The 15802-nt window shown below is 63.8% G+C and carries 16 protein-coding genes and 1 riboswitch; of the genes, 8 read left to right on the top strand and 8 right to left on the bottom strand.

The window, feature by feature from the left end; genetic code table 11:
• Nucleotides 1-225: 225 nt before the first annotated feature.
• Both CH286_RS19770 and CH286_RS19765 read right to left on the bottom strand, forming a co-directional pair.
• On the bottom strand, nucleotides 226-780 hold the full coding sequence (locus CH286_RS19770) for a C40 family peptidase (RefSeq protein ID WP_032403931.1): 555 nt from the start codon (nucleotides 778-780) through the stop codon (nucleotides 226-228).
• Nucleotides 781-796: 16 nt separating this feature from the next.
• A riboswitch (cyclic di-AMP (ydaO/yuaA leader) is annotated at nucleotides 797-959 on the bottom strand.
• Between the two features lie 115 nt (nucleotides 960-1074).
• Nucleotides 1075-1356, bottom strand: a complete 282-nt coding sequence (locus tag CH286_RS19765; protein ID WP_032403930.1) for a hypothetical protein — start codon at nucleotides 1354-1356, stop codon at nucleotides 1075-1077.
• Nucleotides 1357-1527: 171 nt separating this feature from the next.
• Here CH286_RS19765 and CH286_RS19760 point away from each other — a divergent pair, with 171 nt between their 5' ends.
• Nucleotides 1528-3243 carry a DEDD exonuclease domain-containing protein gene (locus tag CH286_RS19760; RefSeq protein WP_094610236.1) on the top strand — a complete coding sequence of 572 codons (1716 nt, stop codon included), beginning with the start codon at nucleotides 1528-1530 and terminating at the stop codon, nucleotides 3241-3243.
• Between the two features lie 122 nt (nucleotides 3244-3365).
• Entirely contained in the window at nucleotides 3366-3641 is a 276-nt protein-coding gene (locus tag CH286_RS19755) for an Lrp/AsnC family transcriptional regulator (RefSeq protein WP_032379068.1), read from the top strand.
• Between the two features lie 11 nt (nucleotides 3642-3652).
• On the opposite strand, the gene trpD is transcribed toward CH286_RS19755, so the two are convergent.
• Both trpD and CH286_RS19745 read right to left on the bottom strand, forming a co-directional pair.
• Nucleotides 3653-4714: an anthranilate phosphoribosyltransferase gene (gene trpD / locus CH286_RS19750; RefSeq protein ID WP_094610167.1), complete on the bottom strand. Its 1062-nt coding sequence runs from the start codon at nucleotides 4712-4714 to the stop codon at nucleotides 3653-3655.
• Nucleotides 4715-4764: 50 nt separating this feature from the next.
• Nucleotides 4765-5241, bottom strand: coding sequence for a hypothetical protein (locus CH286_RS19745; protein ID WP_037150887.1), 477 nt, complete (start codon nucleotides 5239-5241; stop codon nucleotides 4765-4767).
• A 151-nt stretch (nucleotides 5242-5392) separates the two neighbouring features.
• On the opposite strand from CH286_RS19745, the gene ctaE reads away from it, so the two are divergent.
• The 5 genes from ctaE to CH286_RS19720 all read left to right on the top strand — a co-directional run bounded on the left by ctaE (nucleotide 5393) and on the right by CH286_RS19720 (nucleotide 10400).
• On the top strand, nucleotides 5393-6004 hold the full coding sequence (ctaE, locus tag CH286_RS19740) for an aa3-type cytochrome oxidase subunit III (RefSeq protein ID WP_094610166.1): 612 nt from the start codon (nucleotides 5393-5395) through the stop codon (nucleotides 6002-6004).
• Between the two features lie 83 nt (nucleotides 6005-6087).
• Nucleotides 6088-6936: a cytochrome bc1 complex diheme cytochrome c subunit gene (qcrC, locus tag CH286_RS19735; RefSeq protein WP_094610165.1), complete on the top strand. Its 849-nt coding sequence runs from the start codon at nucleotides 6088-6090 to the stop codon at nucleotides 6934-6936.
• Nucleotides 6933-8111 (top strand): cytochrome bc1 complex Rieske iron-sulfur subunit, encoded by a 1179-nt coding sequence (qcrA, locus tag CH286_RS19730; protein ID WP_094610235.1) that lies wholly within the window; start codon nucleotides 6933-6935, stop codon nucleotides 8109-8111. The genes qcrC and qcrA overlap by 4 nt, the downstream gene beginning before the upstream one ends.
• Complete coding sequence (gene qcrB / locus CH286_RS19725) at nucleotides 8108-9889, top strand: cytochrome bc1 complex cytochrome b subunit (RefSeq protein ID WP_094610164.1); 1782 nt, start codon at nucleotides 8108-8110, stop codon at nucleotides 9887-9889. The genes qcrA and qcrB overlap by 4 nt, the downstream gene beginning before the upstream one ends.
• 235 nt (nucleotides 9890-10124) lie before the next feature.
• A complete protein-coding gene (locus CH286_RS19720; protein WP_094610163.1) occupies nucleotides 10125-10400 on the top strand; it encodes a helix-turn-helix domain-containing protein in 276 nt (91 codons plus the stop codon).
• A gap of 165 nt (nucleotides 10401-10565) precedes the next feature.
• On the opposite strand, the gene CH286_RS19715 is transcribed toward CH286_RS19720, so the two are convergent.
• Both CH286_RS19715 and ctaC read right to left on the bottom strand, forming a co-directional pair.
• Nucleotides 10566-10982 (bottom strand): cytochrome c oxidase subunit 4, encoded by a 417-nt coding sequence (locus CH286_RS19715; protein ID WP_094610162.1) that lies wholly within the window; start codon nucleotides 10980-10982, stop codon nucleotides 10566-10568.
• Between the two features lie 18 nt (nucleotides 10983-11000).
• Nucleotides 11001-12080 (bottom strand): aa3-type cytochrome oxidase subunit II, encoded by a 1080-nt coding sequence (ctaC, locus tag CH286_RS19710; RefSeq protein WP_176458300.1) that lies wholly within the window; start codon nucleotides 12078-12080, stop codon nucleotides 11001-11003.
• 224 nt (nucleotides 12081-12304) lie between these two features.
• Here ctaC and asnB point away from each other — a divergent pair, with 224 nt between their 5' ends.
• Nucleotides 12305-14233, top strand: coding sequence for an asparagine synthase (glutamine-hydrolyzing) (gene asnB / locus CH286_RS19705; protein ID WP_094610160.1), 1929 nt, complete (start codon nucleotides 12305-12307; stop codon nucleotides 14231-14233).
• Nucleotides 14234-14323: 90 nt separating this feature from the next.
• Here asnB and CH286_RS19700 read toward each other — a convergent pair whose 3' ends face one another.
• Entirely contained in the window at nucleotides 14324-15298 is a 975-nt protein-coding gene (locus CH286_RS19700; RefSeq protein ID WP_094610159.1) for a carbohydrate kinase family protein, read from the bottom strand.
• Nucleotides 15299-15401: 103 nt separating this feature from the next.
• On the bottom strand, nucleotides 15402-15767 hold the full coding sequence (locus CH286_RS19695) for a HesB/IscA family protein (RefSeq protein ID WP_032403924.1): 366 nt from the start codon (nucleotides 15765-15767) through the stop codon (nucleotides 15402-15404).
• Between the last annotated feature and the right edge of the window lie 35 nt (nucleotides 15768-15802).

Raw genomic sequence — 15802 nt, 5'->3', positions numbered from 1 at the left:
CCATGCTCTTGCGGGCGCGGAGGTGAACACCGTCTGAAATTGATGGGGTTCGTCGGTGACAGGTCACAAAGTAAACATCGACCGGGTCTCGATCAGATTACGAACTGGGGCGTCCGCTGTCCACCGGACCGGCGTGTCGCATGCCGTGTCCGGAGACGACGACAGGGTCGAGCCGGGGTACGGCTCGACCCTGTCGGTCGATCACAGCGAACGTCTGCGCTCGAATCAGTAACGACGAGCACCGTCGAACGGCATCGAGTCCACGGGAGCAACCTTGACCGGCACGCCGGACGTGGATGCGTGCACGACGTTGCCGTCGCCGATGTACATACCCGAGTGCGAGCCGCCGTAGAACGAGACGACATCGCCGGGCATCAGGCTGTCACGCGAAACCGGAGTGCCCGCGGCTGCCTGGTCGTAGCTCGTGCGGGGCAGGCTGACGCCGGCCTGCTTGTACGCCCACTGGATCAGACCCGAGCAGTCGAACGAATCCGGACCCGAGGCGCCGTACACGTACGGAGCGCCGATCTTGGACTCAGCAGCCTGAACGGCCTTCGCTGCGGGCGTGACCTGGGGAGCCAGCGGCGCGCCCGGTGCGGGGATACCCGGAATGTTGAGGGGAGGGAGGCCCGGGATGTCGGGAATCTCGAAGGTTCCGACGCCGGGGATGGTGAGGGGGGCCGCCATCGCGGGTGCAGCGGGAAGAATGACCACGCCTGCCGTGAGCGCTCCGGCTACGAGAACTCGCCGCAATGATCGGTTGGAAAGTTGTGACGCCACGAAAGATGGTGCTCCGTTTCTTCCTATCGTCCGCCGACCGAGTTAGCTGACGGGTTCGGGCTGGGAAGAGCAGCCCTACCCACCGGCCACCGTGGGTGGCTCAGCGGGATTCACCCCAGTAGATATCGGGTTCCCGGTACGAACACTCTCGCGAGTGATCGATTAGGCGGTGACTTGCGACGCCACTCCGGTTTGGACTGGCGAGACTCCGCAAGGTCTCAGGAAGGTTACGAAATGGCATACCCCTATGTCGACCCCAACGCGCCGACGCAACCGAATTCGACCCGAATTTCGCTAACCAGCGCGCTGATCCCCCGGTGCGTCACGAGTCGGTAACGACGGAACTTCGGCGGTCTCGTCCGCGTTCGTCACGAGCTTGAGCGTAGGGACGAGACCGACATCCGCGAGCACACCCATCGCACCCAGTTCCTCCTGCTCGAGCGTTATCGGCGAGGGTGGTCCGACCCACCGTCCGTCCGACCTCGATGGCATTCCCGGCGGCCCCAGAAGCACCGTCACGACGCAGTCGGCGCAGGCGATGTCACGGACCAGGCAGTCACTGCAGTCGATGATCATTGTGATCCTTGTCTCTTTGCTGTTTCAGGCGGCCGAATCAGCCGATCGAGCGAAAGGTAGCGCGCGCCACCGACAGGTTTCGTGACACTTCACGGTCCGGGCGCGACGACACGGTCACCGACGACGCCGCCATGCGCGTTCTTGTCGGAGGTCGGACCTACCGTCGTCCCGGTGAGCCTGCCCATCCAGCTGACGTTCGACGAACTGGACACCCCACTGCACGAGACCACGTTCGTCGTCGTCGACCTCGAGACCACCGGCGGCAGCGCAGACACGGAGGCCATCACCGAGATCGGAGCGGTCAAGGTTCGAGGAGGCGAGATTCTCGGCGAATTCGCGACCCTCGTCGATCCGGGCAGGTCCATTCCCCCGTACATCGTCGAACTCACCGGAATCACGTCGGCGATGCTGATCGGGGCGCCTCGGATAGAACGAGTGCTACCCGGTTTCCTCGAGTTCGCCCGCGGCTCGGTGCTGGTGGCCCACAACGCGGGCTTCGACACCGGTTTCCTCAAGGCCGCCGCCAGTCGTCTCGACATAGCGTGGCCCCGGTTCCAGGTGCTGTGCACCGTCAAGCTGGCTCGACGGGTACTCACGCGCGACGAGGCACCCTCGGTCAAACTCTCCGCGCTGTCCACACTGTTCCGATCCGGCACCCGGCCGACTCACCGGGCACTCGACGACGCCCGTGCAACGGTCGACGTTCTGCACGGCCTCATCGAACGAGTGGGCAATCAGGGCGTTCACAGTTATGCCGAGTTGGTCGACTACCTTCCGGCGGTGTCGGCCGGCCAGCGCGCCAAACGCGGGCTGGCCGCTCACCTGCCCGGCACGCCCGGCGTCTATCTCTTCCGCGGCCCGTCCGATGAGGTCTTGTACGTCGGCACCTCCAACAACCTCAAGCGCCGAGTACGCAACTACTTCACCGGGTCCGAGACCAGGGGCCGGATGAAGGAGATGGTCTCCCTCGCCACGCGTGTCGACCACGTCGAGTGCGCGCACGCACTCGAAGCCGGTGTCAGAGAGCTACGCCTGCTCTCGGCGCACATCCCGCCGTACAACCGTCGCTCGAAGTTTCCCAAGAAGGGCTGGTGGATCACCCTCACCGACGAGGCGTTCCCACGACTGTCGATAGTCCGTACGCCGACGCCCAACAGTCTCGGACCGTTCTCGGTTCGCGGTGACGCCGCGGAGGCTTCGGCGCTCGTGGCGGAGTTCTGCCGTCTGCGCACGTGCACCCGCCGGCTGGCTCGTTCGGTTCGACACGGTGACGACTGCCCGGCAACCGACGTCGGCGGCTGCCCAGCGGCGCTCTCCGGGCCGATGACGGCCGACGAGTACTCCGGCGCACCTGCTCAGTTTCTTGCGCTCGTGTGTGGCCAGGACGACGCGATCCTCTATTCCATGCGCCGGCGAGTCGCCGAACTCGCGGACAGGGAGCTCTACGAAACTGCCGCGCGCCTGCGCGACCGGATCGCGATCACCGTGGAGGCGCTACGCCGGATGCATCGGTCGGCGGCCGTGGCCGCCATCGCGGAACTCGTGGCGGCGCGACGGACCGCAGACGGAGGATGGGAGTTGATCGTGGTGCGATTCGGCCGTCTGGCCGGTGCTGCGGTCGCTCCCCGCGGAGTGCACCCGATGCCCGTCGTCGATGCCATCACCGCGTCCGCCGAGACGGTGATGCCCGATCCGACGCCGCTGCGAGGTGCGCCGCCGGAAGAGGTCGGCCTCATCGCATCCTGGCTACGCACCGATGGGGTTCGCATCGTGCGCACCAGCAGTGGTTACTGCAGCCCGGCTCGCGCTGCGGGTTCGTGGGAGGACTGGTGCCGAACGGCGAGAGAAGCCGCGCGGCAGGAGTGGAGCCCGCGGAACGACCGGTAGTGCAGGAGTGGAGCCCGCGGAACGACCGGTAGTGCAGGAGTGGAGCCCGCGGAACGACCGGTGGAACTAGGGTTGTGTGGGAGCTCGTCGTACATCGGGCTCGAGATGCATGAGGAGCACAGATGATCAATGCCATCGTCTTGATCGACGCCGAGGCCGATTTGATTCCGGAGGCGGCGCAGGCCGTTGCCGATGTCGATGGTGTGACGGAGGTCTATTCGTGCGCTGGGGATGTCGATCTGATCGCCATCGTCAAAGTGCGCGACCATGCCTCGATCGCCGACGTCGTCACCAGACACATCAATCGTGTGCGTGGCGTTCGGAGCACCACGACTCACATTGCGTTCCAGTCTTATTCGAGCGCCGACGTCGATGCAGGGTTCTCGATCGGCGAGTAGGGCACAGTTCGTCAGTCGGCCAATGCAGTGGTGCAGCGAGCCCAGTCGGCGAGTAGCCGCGACGCGGAACCGTTGTCGACAACCGTTGCAGCAGTTGCCAATCCGGCTTCGATGCGCTCGTGTAGGTTCCCGGAGACGCCCTGATGCGCGGCAATGGCCGCGGCGGCGTTGAGCAGCACGGCATCACGGACCGGCCCGTGTTCGCCGGCGAACACACGATGCGCCACTGCGGCATTGAACTCCGCATCGCCGCCTCCGAGGGCCTCGATGGGTGCCCGGTCGATTCCGTAGTCGAGTGGATCGATCGTCTCGATGGTCACCGAGCCGCCGGACACCACGTGCACCGTTGTCGTGGTGGACAGGGTGATCTCGTCCAGTCCGTCGTCGCCGCGCACGACGAGCACCGAGCTGCCACGGCCGGCGAACACGTCGGCCATGACGGGAGCCAAACTTTCGAAGGCGCAGCCGATCAGACCTGCGCGCGGACGGCCCGGATTGGTGAGAGGCCCCAGCACGTTGAAGACCGTCGGGATGCCTATCTCCTTGCGCGGTGCCGCGGCGAAGCGCAGTGCGGGGTGGTGCATCGGCGCGAAGCAGAACCCGATACCGACCTGCTCGACGCTCGCCGCGACTGCGTCGGCTCCCAGAGTCACCCGGACGCCCAGCGCTTCGAGCACGTCGGTCGTGCCGCTCTTGGACGACGCCGCGCGGTTGCCGTGCTTGACCACCCGGATGCCACTGGCCGCAACGACGATGGCGGCCATGGTGGAGATGTTGACGGTGTCGGCTCCGTCACCGCCGGTTCCGACGACATCGACGGCGTTGGTATCGGTGTCCACCAACACCGCGTGCGAAAGCATGGATTCGGCGAGACCGCTCACCTCCGCCGGAGTCGGCCCCTTCATCCTGAGGGCCACTCCGAACGCTGCGATCTGTGCCGCCGTCGCGTTGTCGGCCATGATCTCGTCCATCGCCCAGCCGGTGTCTGCGCTGGAAAGGTCGGTACGAGTCGTCAACGCGCCGAGAATTCGACGCCAGGTTCGTGGCTGCTCGTCTGCGGTCGGTGCGTTCATGGCTGGTTCCGTTCGTCGATCCGTGGCCGCGGCCTTGGTGCGGTGGAAGCTTAGCCAGACGCCGGGTCGGCCTGCGCCGGCTGCAGCGCATCCCACCCGAGCACAGCGCCACCCCGGCGTTGGGCGAGGCCCGCCATTCGAGATCGCTCCTGTGAACAATGAAGCGCGTCGAGCACCTGCACGCGCTGCAGAACCAGAGGAACGCCGTCGTCCACGTGTGGGCGGTATCCATCGATGTCCGACAATTCGGCCGCGGGCCCCACTTCGTAGTCGTCCTGGGCCGCGACCGCGGCCGCGTCCTCTACTTCGTGTGCCGGCAGCAGCAGATGATGCCGAAGCAACACATCCGACGCCGCCGTCCACACCGGCGGAGTTCGGGCTGCGTCGTCGAGCACAGCCGAACACGCCTGTGCGTCGTCGAAGCAACTCGCCACTATCACCAGATCCTCGCGCGTGGGGTCCAGACGTTCTGCGGTCGACCGCGAGAACAGCCGCCGAAACCACCCACCTTCGGTGCTCTTTGCCATGAGGCCAGCCTTGCACGACTGGACCCTACCGGCCCGTACAGTCCTCCTGACCAGCGTGGGAACAAGGACGCTCCTGGATTCGTTGTGTTGCGACGCGCCCAGAGCGGACCCGGATATGCCTTCCGTACTACGACGGGTCATACTTCTTTCTGTGACGAGCGCTGTAGGGACTCAAGGATCGGCAATCACCCAACGCGTGCACTCGCTGAACCGTCCCAATATGGTCAGCGTCGGCACGATCGTGTGGCTGTCGAGTGAACTCATGTTCTTCGCCGGGCTGTTTGCGATGTACTTCGTCGCGCGAGCCCAGGCGAACGGAAATTGGCCGCCGGAACCGACCGAGTTGAACCTCACTCTGGCCGTACCGGTGACGGCCGTGCTGATCGCGTCGTCGTTCACGTGCCAGCTGGGCGTGTTCGCCGCTGAGCGCGGAGACGTCTTCGGCCTTCGACGGTGGTACATCGTCACGCTGGCCATGGGCGCGTTCTTCGTGTCCGGCCAGGCGTACGAGTACTACCACCTGGTGCACGAGGGCACGACGTTGTCGAGCAGCGTGTACGGATCGGTCTTCTACATCACGACCGGCTTTCACGGACTGCACGTGATCGGCGGACTCATCGCGTTCGTCTTCCTGATCACCAGAACCCTGGTCAGTAAGTTCACTCCCGCGCAGGCCACCGCCGCCATCGTCGTCTCGTATTACTGGCACTTCGTCGACATCGTCTGGATTGCCCTCTTCGCGACTATCTACTTCATCCGCTAGTGACAGTCAGCACGCCAAAGATAACGAACGAACGGATTCAGCCCCCGACGTTCGGTCCGTCCCGACACGACAAGGGATAGAAGATGAGTACATCTCCCCCAGCAGCATCCGTCGACAAGGCCGCCGCCAAGACGCGACGGCAGCGTAAGACGCGCCGACGCATCACAGGTGCTCTCGTTCTGATGATGGGCCTTCTGAGCGCGGGTTTCCTCGCTTCGGCCCTCACACCGACTCCGCAGGTCGCTACCGCCGACACCGACTCGGCTGCGCTCATTCGCGAAGGCAAGCAGTTGTACGACACGTCGTGCGTGACGTGCCACGGTGCCAACCTGCAGGGCGTTCAGGATCGCGGACCGAGCCTCATCGGCGTCGGCGAAGCGGCTGTCTACTTCCAGGTGTCCAGTGGCCGTATGCCTGCTGTGCGTAACGAGGCGCAGGCACTCCGGAAGCCACCGAAGTTCAACGACAAGCAGATCGACGCCCTCGGTGCCTACATTCAGGCCAACGGCGGCGGACCCACGGTCATCCTCGACGACAACGGCGAGGTTGCACAGGAGTCCCTGCGCGGCGACGACATCGCACGTGGCAGTGAGCTGTTCCGGTTGAACTGCGCGTCCTGCCACAACTTCACCGGGCAGGGCGGTGCCCTGTCCTCCGGCAAGTTCGCGCCGGATCTGGGGCCTGCGAACGAGCAGGAGATCTACACCGCGATGGTGACAGGTCCGCAGAACATGCCGAAGTTCTCCGATCGTCAGCTGACGATCGAGGAGAAGTCGGACATCATCGCGTACGTCAAGTCGGCTCAGGAAACCAAGGCCGCAGGCGGTTGGGGTCTCGCGGGCTTCGGTCCCGGCACCGAGGCGATCGCGCTGTGGGTTGTCGGTATCGCCGCAGTCGTCGGCGCAACACTGTGGATCGGAGCGAGATCATGAGCGACGGCGATTCCGGCCGCAAGGACGCAGCAAACACCGGTGGTGTGGATGCCGACAAGAAGTACACCGACGAGGAATTGGCTTCGCTGAGCCGCGACCAGCTGGTCGAGCTCGGTACCAACCTCGATGGCGTCGACGTCGCCTTCCGCAGAAACCGCTGGGCCGTCGAGGGCACCCGGGCCGAGAAGCGCGCCGAGCGCAGCGTGGCGATCTGGTTCGCCATCGCCGGTCTTTCGGCCGTCGCCTTCATCGGTGTCTACCTGTTCTGGCCGTGGCAGTACGCCGGAATCGGCGACGAGAACTACAACCTCTACTCGCTGTACACGCCTTTGATCGGCGGCACGATGGGTCTGGCGATCCTCGCCGTCGGCGTCGGTGCTGTGCAGTTCACCAAAAAGTTCATTCCCGAAGAGGTCTCCATCCAGGACCGCCACGACGGAAGTTCGTCGGAGACGGACCGCAAGACCTTGGTCGCCGAGCTCGGCGACTCACTCGACACGTCGACCATCGGTCGTCGCAAGGTGATCAAGCGATCACTGTTCTTCGGTGGCGGCGCACTCGGCGTCATGGCGTTGCTTCCTCTCGGTGGCCTGATCAAGAACCCCTGGGCCAAGGGCGAAGATTCTCCGTTGTGGGTATCCGGCTGGACACCTCGCTACGATGGAGAGACCATCTACCTCCGACGAGACACCGGGCGACCGGAAGATGTCGTTCTCGTTCGGCCCGAGGACTTGGACGCTGGTGCCATGGAGACTGTCTTCCCGTTCCGCGAATCCGACCGCGAGAGCGAGCACGAACTTCTCGTGTCCCTGCGCGGAATTCGCAACGCCGTCATGCTCATCCGCCTGCGCCCCGACGCCGCCAGCACGGTCGTCAAGCGCAAGGGCCAGGAGAGCTACAACTACGGCGACTACTACGCCTACTCCAAGATCTGCACGCACTTGGGTTGCCCGACATCGTTGTTCGAGCAGCAGACAAACCGCATTCTCTGCCCCTGCCATCAGTCGCAGTTCAACGCGCTCGAGTACGCCAAGCCGATCTTCGGACCGGCCGCGCGCGCGCTGCCCCAGCTTCCCATCACAGTCAACGAGGAGGGATACCTAGTGGCACAAGCCGATTTCAAGGAAGCACTGGGCCCCGCCTTCTGGGAACGTCGACCGGAGCGTGATTCATGAGTCCTTCATTGCAAACCCTCGCAGCCAAGCAGGCCGACGACGTAGACAGTCGTTACCACTTGGCACCGGGATTGCGCCGTCAGATCAACAAGGTGTTCCCTACCCACTGGTCGTTCCTGCTCGGTGAGATCGCGCTCTACAGCTTCGTGATCCTGCTGATCTCCGGCGTTTTCCTCACCCTGTTCTTCGACCCGTCACTGAGCGAGGTCGTCTACCAGGGCGCGTACACCCCACTCAACGGCGTGACGATGTCGCGCGCATACGCCACTGCCCTCGATATCTCGTTCGAGGTCCGCGGTGGTCTGTTCATGCGACAGATCCACCACTGGGCGGCACTGATGTTCGCTGCGTCGATCATCGTGCACATGGCTCGCATCTTCTTCACGGGTGCGTTCCGTCGCCCCCGCGAGGCCAACTGGGTCATCGGTTGCTTGCTGCTGATCCTGGCGATGTTCGAGGGCTTCTTCGGATACTCCCTCCCCGACGACCTGCTCTCGGGCACCGGTCTTCGCGCCGCCTTCTCCGGCATCACGATGAGCATCCCGATCGTCGGTACATGGATGCACTGGCTGATCTTCGACGGCGACTTCCCTGGCACCATCATCATTCCGCGCCTGTACGTGGCTCACGTCCTGCTGCTGCCGGCAATCATCCTGGCGTTGATCGCAGCTCACCTCGCGCTGGTCTGGTACCAGAAGCACACGCAGTTCCCCGGACCGGGACGTACCGAGAAGAACGTCGTCGGCGTTCGTATTCTCCCGGTGTTCGCGGTCAAGTCCGGTGCATTCTTCGCCGTGACGTTCGGTGTTCTGGCAGCAATGGGTGGTCTGCTTCAGGTCAACCCGATCTGGAACCTCGGCCCGTACAACCCGTCGCAGGTCTCGGCAGGTTCACAGCCCGACTTCTACATGATGTGGACCGACGGCCTGGCTCGACTCTGGCCCGCCTGGGACATCTACATCGCCGGTCGCTACACCATCCCGGCCGTGTTCTGGGTGGCAGTGATCATGGGCCTCGTGTTCACGGTCATGATCGCCTACCCGTGGATCGAGAAGCGCCTCACCGGCGACACTGCACACCACAACCTGCTGCAGCGTCCCCGCGACGTACCGGTCCGTACGGCCATCGGCGCGATGTCCATCGCGTTCTACGTCGTCCTGACGCTCTCCTGCGTCAACGACCTGATCGCGTACAAGTTCGACATCTCGCTCAACGCCATGACCTGGATCGGTCGAATCGGCGTGCTGATCCTGCCTCCGATCGCCTACTTCGTTGCCTACCGGTTCTGCATCGGTCTGCAGCGCAGCGACCGGGCGGTACTCGAGCACGGCATCGAAACCGGAATCATCAAGCGTCTCCCGCACGGCCAGTACGTGGAAATCCACCAGCCGCTCGGACCGGTCGACGATCACGGACACCCGATTCCGCTCGACTACCAGGGCGCACCGGTACCCAAGAAGATGAACAAGCTCGGCTCGGCCGGTAAGCCCGGCTCCGGATCGTTGTTCACCCCGGACCCGGTGGCTCAGAGCAAGGCTCTCGAAGATGCACTGCACAAGGGCGAACACGAGCAGCTCGCGATGCTCCGCAACTACCAGGCGGGAATTCTCGGCAGCGGCTCGAACGGCAACGGTCATGCAAACGGCAACGGCCACTCGAACGGCAACGGTCATGCAAATGGCAACGGGCACTCGAACGGCAACGGCCACTCGAATGGAAACGGGCACGAAGACGCGGCGATCACGTCGGGTCGTCAGGACAGCGACAGCGATCGCTGATATCTGACACAGCACAACAGAAGGGCGGCACCGGCAACGGTGCCGCCCTTCTTTGCGTCCACTGCACTTGGACAAGACGAAGCGTCCACACCGACGGACAGGGACCTTCGTACCTCTCCCCTCCCCCGGCCTCCGGCGGCCCCACACGGCGAGCACAAACAGTCGGCGGACCGTCTCCGTGCGAGTGCGCCACTGGGTCGCAACAGATCGGCCTCACCGGTATTACTATCGGCACATGGTCCGAATCCCCCTCACCCCCGGCGAACTCGCTCGCGGTGCCAGGCTCGGCGCAACACTGCGTCGTTACCGAGGCAGCCGCACCATGACCGATGTCGCCGACGCTGCCGGCATCTCGGTCGAGACGCTCAGAAAGATCGAGACCGGACGTATACCGACTCCTGCGTTCTTCACCGTCGCGGCCCTGTGCGAGGCGCTGGGCATCTCGTTGGACGCCTTGGCGGACTCGACCTCGGACTCGATAGCGAGACACTCCGAGGCCGACGCCTCCTGACGTCGCGGACGCCCACTCCTGGTCGCCCCCACCTCTCGTCGCGCACCGTTCTTGGGCCGTCATTGCTACACGTGCCGTCGCCGAGGCTCTGGAACTCACCACGGGTACAGAAAAGGGCCCCGATCGTTCTCGCGAACGATCGGGGCCCTTTTCTGACGAAGGCAATCAGTGGCGCTCGGCTCCGACGTGGTACTCGAACACCAATCCGGCGGCCGCCGCGATGACGCACACGACTCCCAACGCGATCAGCCACGGCTGGAAGAAAGCGAACCCCAGAGCTGTGATGGACGCAGCGCCGGCGAGCACGATCGGCCAGAAGCTGCCGGGGCTGAAGAAGCCCAGATCGCCTGCGCCGTCGCTGACCTCGGCATCGTCGAAGTCTTCGGGGCGGGTGTCGAGGCGGCGGGCGACGAACCGGAAGTACGTACCGACGATCAACGTCAGACCTACCGACAGGAAGATCGCGGTGACGCCGGCCCATTCCACTCCGGTGCGGCTCAGGCCCGTGAACAACGCGTACACGATGCCGACCAGGAGGAAGAAGACAGTGAGGATCTCGAAGATCTTGGCTTCGATTTTCATATCAGCATGCTTCCTTGGTCAGTTGCCTTCGGCGACAGTGGCGGTACGGACGGTGCGATCGGTCTCGAACGGGGAGGTGCTCGTTGCGACAGGGCTTTCACCGATGGCTTCCAGGGCCTGCGCATTGGTGAGCGCTTCGCCGCCCTCGGACACCGGCTTACGGAGCTCGACGTACTGCTCGAACCGATCCGGGGACACAGCACGAACCTCGAAGTTCATCATCGAGTGGAAAGTGCCGCACATTTCGGTGCACCGGCCGACGAAAGAGCCTTCGCGTTCGATTTCGCTGATCTGGAAGACGTTGTCGGAGTGGTTCTCCTCGGGGTTGGGGAGAACGTCACGCTTGAACAGGAACTCCGGTACCCAGAAACCGTGGATGACGTCCGAGGACGCGAGCACGAATTCGATGCGCTTGCCGGTCGGCAGAACCAGAACCGGAATCTCGTCGCTCGAGCCGACCGTTTCGATCTTGTTGTAGTGCAGGTAGGACAGGTCCTGCGTGGATGCACCGTTGATCGGTCCGGGAACGAACTCGCCGTCCTCGCTTCCCTCGGCGCCTTCGCCGGGGGTAGCGGCGGCTTCTGCTGCCGCCTGCTCCTCTTCGTCGGTGCCCTCGTACTTGGCGGCACCGTCCTTGAGGTCGATAGTCCGGTAGCCGAACTTCCAGTTCCACTGGTACGCAGTGACGTCGACCTGCACGTCGGGGTCGGCCTGCTTCTCGTCGACGTAGTTCTGCACCACCACGGTGAAGTAGAACAGGACGGCGATGATGACGAACGGCACGGCCGTGTAGAACAGCTCGAGCGGAACGTTGTACGCCGTCTGGCGGGGGAACTCCGGTGAGCTCTTCTTCTTACGGTGGAAGAGCACCACCCAGAAGATCAGGACCCACACGACGATGCCCATGACCAAGGCGGCAATAACCGACCAGGTCCACAGGTCGCCGATGCGTCGCCCCTGAGGAGTGACGCCAGAGGCGAAACCAAAATTGAGTACGTTGTCGCTGCTGATGGAACAGCCCGACAGCATCAACGCGGCTACACCGAGAAATGCTGTCAGCCCCGCTCGCCGAAGGATCCGACTATGCGCCACGTTCACGCCTTCCTGATTGCCCACCACTGAAGAATAAGGGCTTCCACATGGAGATGCCCGAGTACTACGCAGCGTAGACCAAAGCCGACGGATAGCCATCCTTGGGTCGTCACCTACGCTCGTGCGTGTCTGCGGCATACTCGGTTCCTGATCTGCCGTCCCGCTGACGCCGCTCGCGGAGACTCGGACCGCTGCATTGTCCCCAACTGCGAGAAGAGGTAGCAGACGCTGTGTGTGGACTGCTCGGAGTACTCACGTCTCACGGAACGACCGCCGCCGGAGTCGAGCTGGTGAGCTCGGCAACCCACTGCATGCGACACCGAGGCCCGGACGAGCCCGGCGGCACGTGGCACGACGACGACGTCGTCTACGGCTTCAACCGGTTGTCGTTCATCGACATCGAACACTCGCATCAGCCGATGCGATGGGGTCCGCCCGAGTCGCCGAACCGGTACGCGCTCGTCTTCAACGGCGAGATCTACAACTACCTCGAGTTGCGCGCGGAGTTGGCGCGTGATCATGGAGCAGAGTTCGCCACAGAGGGCGACAGCGAATCGATCGTCGCCGCATTCCACTACTGGGGTCCTGCCGCAGTGCAGCGACTGCGGGGCATGTTCGCGTTCGCAGTCTGGGACACCGAGACCCGCCAGATGTTCATTGCACGCGATCCCTTCGGCATCAAGCCGTTGTTCCTGGCCACCGGCCCGGGAGGCACCGCATTCGGCAGTGAGAAGAAGAGCGTGCTCGAGTTGATGGACCTGGTCGGGGTCGACGACGATCTCGATCAGCGCGCCATCGAGCACTACACCGTGCTGCAGTACGTCCCCGAGCCCGAGACCCTCCACGCGGGGATCCGTCGGCTCGAATCCGGCTGCTACGCCACCCTCTCCCCCGGTACCGCGCCGAAGGTCACCCGATACTTCACGCCGAAGTTTCCGGTCCAACCGTTCGCGCCCGGCAGCGAGAAGGCTCGTTACCAGGAGATCGCCGAGGCGCTCGAAGATTCGGTCGCCAAGCACATGCGCGCCGATGTGACAGTCGGGTCCTTCTTGTCGGGCGGTATCGATTCGACGGCCATCGCGGCGCTGGCAATCCGCCACAATCCTGATCTGATCACCTTCACCACCGGTTTCGAACGTGATGGGTACTCCGAGGTCGACGTCGCCGCGGAGTCGGCGGCTGCCATCGGTGCTCGCCACATCGTCAAGGTCGTCGGGCCGGAGGAGTTCGCGGCATCCATCCCCGAGATCGTCTGGTACCTGGACGACCCGGTGGCGGATCCGGCCCTCGTACCGCTGTACTTCGTCGCCAAGGAGGCGCGCAAGCACGTGAAGGTCGTGCTGTCCGGCGAGGGCGCGGACGAGTTGTTCGGCGGGTACACCATCTATCGCGAGCCGCTGTCACTGAAGCCGTTCGAGTCGCTTCCGGCATTCCTCAGACGCGCTGCCGGGTCGTTGAGCGAGCGGATCCCGGAAGGTACCCGCGGAAAAAGCCTGCTGAACCGTGGATCGATGACTCTCGAAGAGCGGTACTACGGAAACGCTCGCAGCTTCAACGACGCACAACTGCGGTCCGTACTGCGCGAATTCCGACCGGAATGGACCCACCAGGACGTCACTGCGCCGATCTACGCGCAGTCGCAGGGCTGGGATCCGGTGGCTCGCATGCAGCACCTGGACCTGTTCACGTGGTTGCGCGGCGACATCCTGGTCAAAGCCGACAAGATCACCATGGCGAATTCGCTCGAACTCCGAGTCCCGTTCCTGGACTCGGAGGTCTACAGGGTCGCCGAGAAGCTGCCGCTCGAGCAGAAGATCACCAAGGACACCACCAAATACGCCTTGCGCCAGGCGCTCGAGGGGATCGTTCCCGGTCACGTACTGCATCGCGCCAAACTGGGATTCCCTGTGCCGCTGCGGCATTGGCTGCGAGGCACCGAACTGTTCGACTGGGCGCACCAGCAGATCGCGGAGTCTGAGACCGATCATTTGCTGAACAAGCCCGCCATAGTCGCGATGCTCAACGACCATCGCGCCGGAAAGTCCGATCACAGCCGACGTCTGTGGACGCTGCTGATCTTCATGGTGTGGCACGGCATCTTCGTCGAGAAGCGCATCGTGCCGCAGATCGCCGAACCGGAATACCCGGTCAACATCTGACCGGTACACCCGTCTCACCCGGGATCAATGTGGATTCCAGTCGCTCAGATTGCAACAAAGCCGCATTGATCCCGCTGAGTGAGGCCGATCTCAGGCCGGCAGCAGCCCGCCGATCTCCTCGCCTGCCTCGGTGCCGTAGGCCGCGCTCAGACGCTTGATCGCGTCGTCGCGGTTCAGGCTCCACTCCTGCGTTCCGGTGGTTTCGAGAACCAGAACTGCGACGAGCGAGCCGAGTTGCGCTGCACGTTCGATGCTTGCTCCGGCCAGATGCGCGGTGAGGAAACCGGCGCGGAAGCCGTCGCCGACGCCGGTCGGATCGACCTTGCTGGTTTCCGGTACGACACCGATGTGGGTATGCGCACCGTCCTTGGTGACGATGTCCACGCCGCGCTTGCCCAATGTGGTGACACGCAGATCCACCTTCGCGGCGATGTCTTCGTCGGACATACCGGTCTTCTGCTTGAGCAGAGCCCATTCGTACTCGTTGGTGAACAGATACGCGGCGCCGTCGATCATCTCCATTGCCTGTGCAGCATCGAGGCGAGCGAGCTGCTGAGACGGGTCGGCCGCGAACGGGATGCCCGCAGCGCGGCACTGGGCGGTGTGCGCTGTCATCGCATCGGGGTCGTTGGCACCGATCAGAACCAGATCCAGGTCGTGCTGGGTCGCCAGCGCTTCGATGGAAATATCGCGAGCCTCACTCATGGCCCCGGGGTAGAACGATGCGATCTGCGCCATGTCCTGGTCCGTGGTGCAGACGAAACGCGCCGTGTGGGCGGTGGCGGAGATGCTCACGCCACTGCAGTCGACGCCGTGTTCTTCGAGCCAGCTGCGGTATTCGGCGAAGTCCGGTCCGACAGCTCCCACGAGCAGCGGCGAGCCGCCGAGGACTCCGAGCGCGTAGGCGATGTTGCCGCCTACTCCTCCTTTGCGGATAACCAGGTCGTCGACCAGAAAGCTCAACGAGATGTTCGAGATCTGGTCGGCGACGATCTGCTCGGCGAACCGTCCGGAGAATCGCATCAGATGGTCGGTCGCTATCGAGCCGGATACCGCGAGAGTCACGAAGGAGAGCCTTTCGAATGGAGGTGCTGGTTTGCTGACAGGCAGACACGACTGTGACCGATACACGCATGCGTGTATCGGTCACAGTCGAAAACGGGTCAGCTCAGTTGAACGAGTCGCCGCACGCGCACGAACCCGTGGCGTTCGGGTTGTCGATCGTGAAGCCCTGCTTCTCGATCGTGTCCACGAAGTCGATGGATGCACCCTCGACGTAGGGGGCGCTCATCCGGTCCACTGCGAGGGTGACGCCGTTGAAGTCGACCGCGAGGTCTCCGTCGAGGCTTCGATCGTCGAAGAAGAGCTGGTAACGCAATCCTGCACAACCACCCGGCTGCACCGCGATGCGCAGCGCGAGGTCGTCGCGGCCTTCTTGATCCAGCAACGCCTTGGCCTTGGCCGACGCGGTGTCGGTCATGGTGACCTTGTGCGCCGTGGTTTCGGTTGTTGTGGTCTCGCTTGAAACGGTCATGGGCTCTCCCTATCAGTCGTACAAAACCCGTGAAC

Source organism: Rhodococcus sp. WWJCD1 (assembly GCF_002258735.1).
In the GTDB taxonomy this organism is placed as follows: Bacteria; Actinomycetota; Actinomycetes; order Mycobacteriales; family Mycobacteriaceae; genus Rhodococcoides.
This window is presented reverse-complemented; position numbering and strand designations above follow the sequence as displayed.

Bases quoted from the DNA above. Each gene is read 5' to 3' on its own strand.
- CH286_RS19695 (WP_032403924.1), bottom strand. From the start codon at position 15,767: ATGACCGTTTCAAGCGAGACCACAACAACCGAAACCACGGCGCACAAG.
- CH286_RS19715 (WP_094610162.1), bottom strand. From the start codon at position 10,982: ATGAAAATCGAAGCCAAGATCTTCGAGATCCTCACTGTCTTCTTCCTC.
- qcrC (WP_094610165.1), top strand. From the start codon at position 6,088: ATGAGTACATCTCCCCCAGCAGCATCCGTCGACAAGGCCGCCGCCAAG.
- qcrB (WP_094610164.1), top strand. From the start codon at position 8,108: ATGAGTCCTTCATTGCAAACCCTCGCAGCCAAGCAGGCCGACGACGTA.
- CH286_RS19720 (WP_094610163.1), top strand. From the start codon at position 10,125: ATGGTCCGAATCCCCCTCACCCCCGGCGAACTCGCTCGCGGTGCCAGG.
- CH286_RS19765 (WP_032403930.1), bottom strand. From the start codon at position 1,356: ATGATCATCGACTGCAGTGACTGCCTGGTCCGTGACATCGCCTGCGCC.
- CH286_RS19745 (WP_037150887.1), bottom strand. From the start codon at position 5,241: ATGGCAAAGAGCACCGAAGGTGGGTGGTTTCGGCGGCTGTTCTCGCGG.
- CH286_RS19755 (WP_032379068.1), top strand. From the start codon at position 3,366: ATGATCAATGCCATCGTCTTGATCGACGCCGAGGCCGATTTGATTCCG.
- qcrA (WP_094610235.1), top strand. From the start codon at position 6,933: ATGAGCGACGGCGATTCCGGCCGCAAGGACGCAGCAAACACCGGTGGT.
- trpD (WP_094610167.1), bottom strand. From the start codon at position 4,714: ATGAACGCACCGACCGCAGACGAGCAGCCACGAACCTGGCGTCGAATT.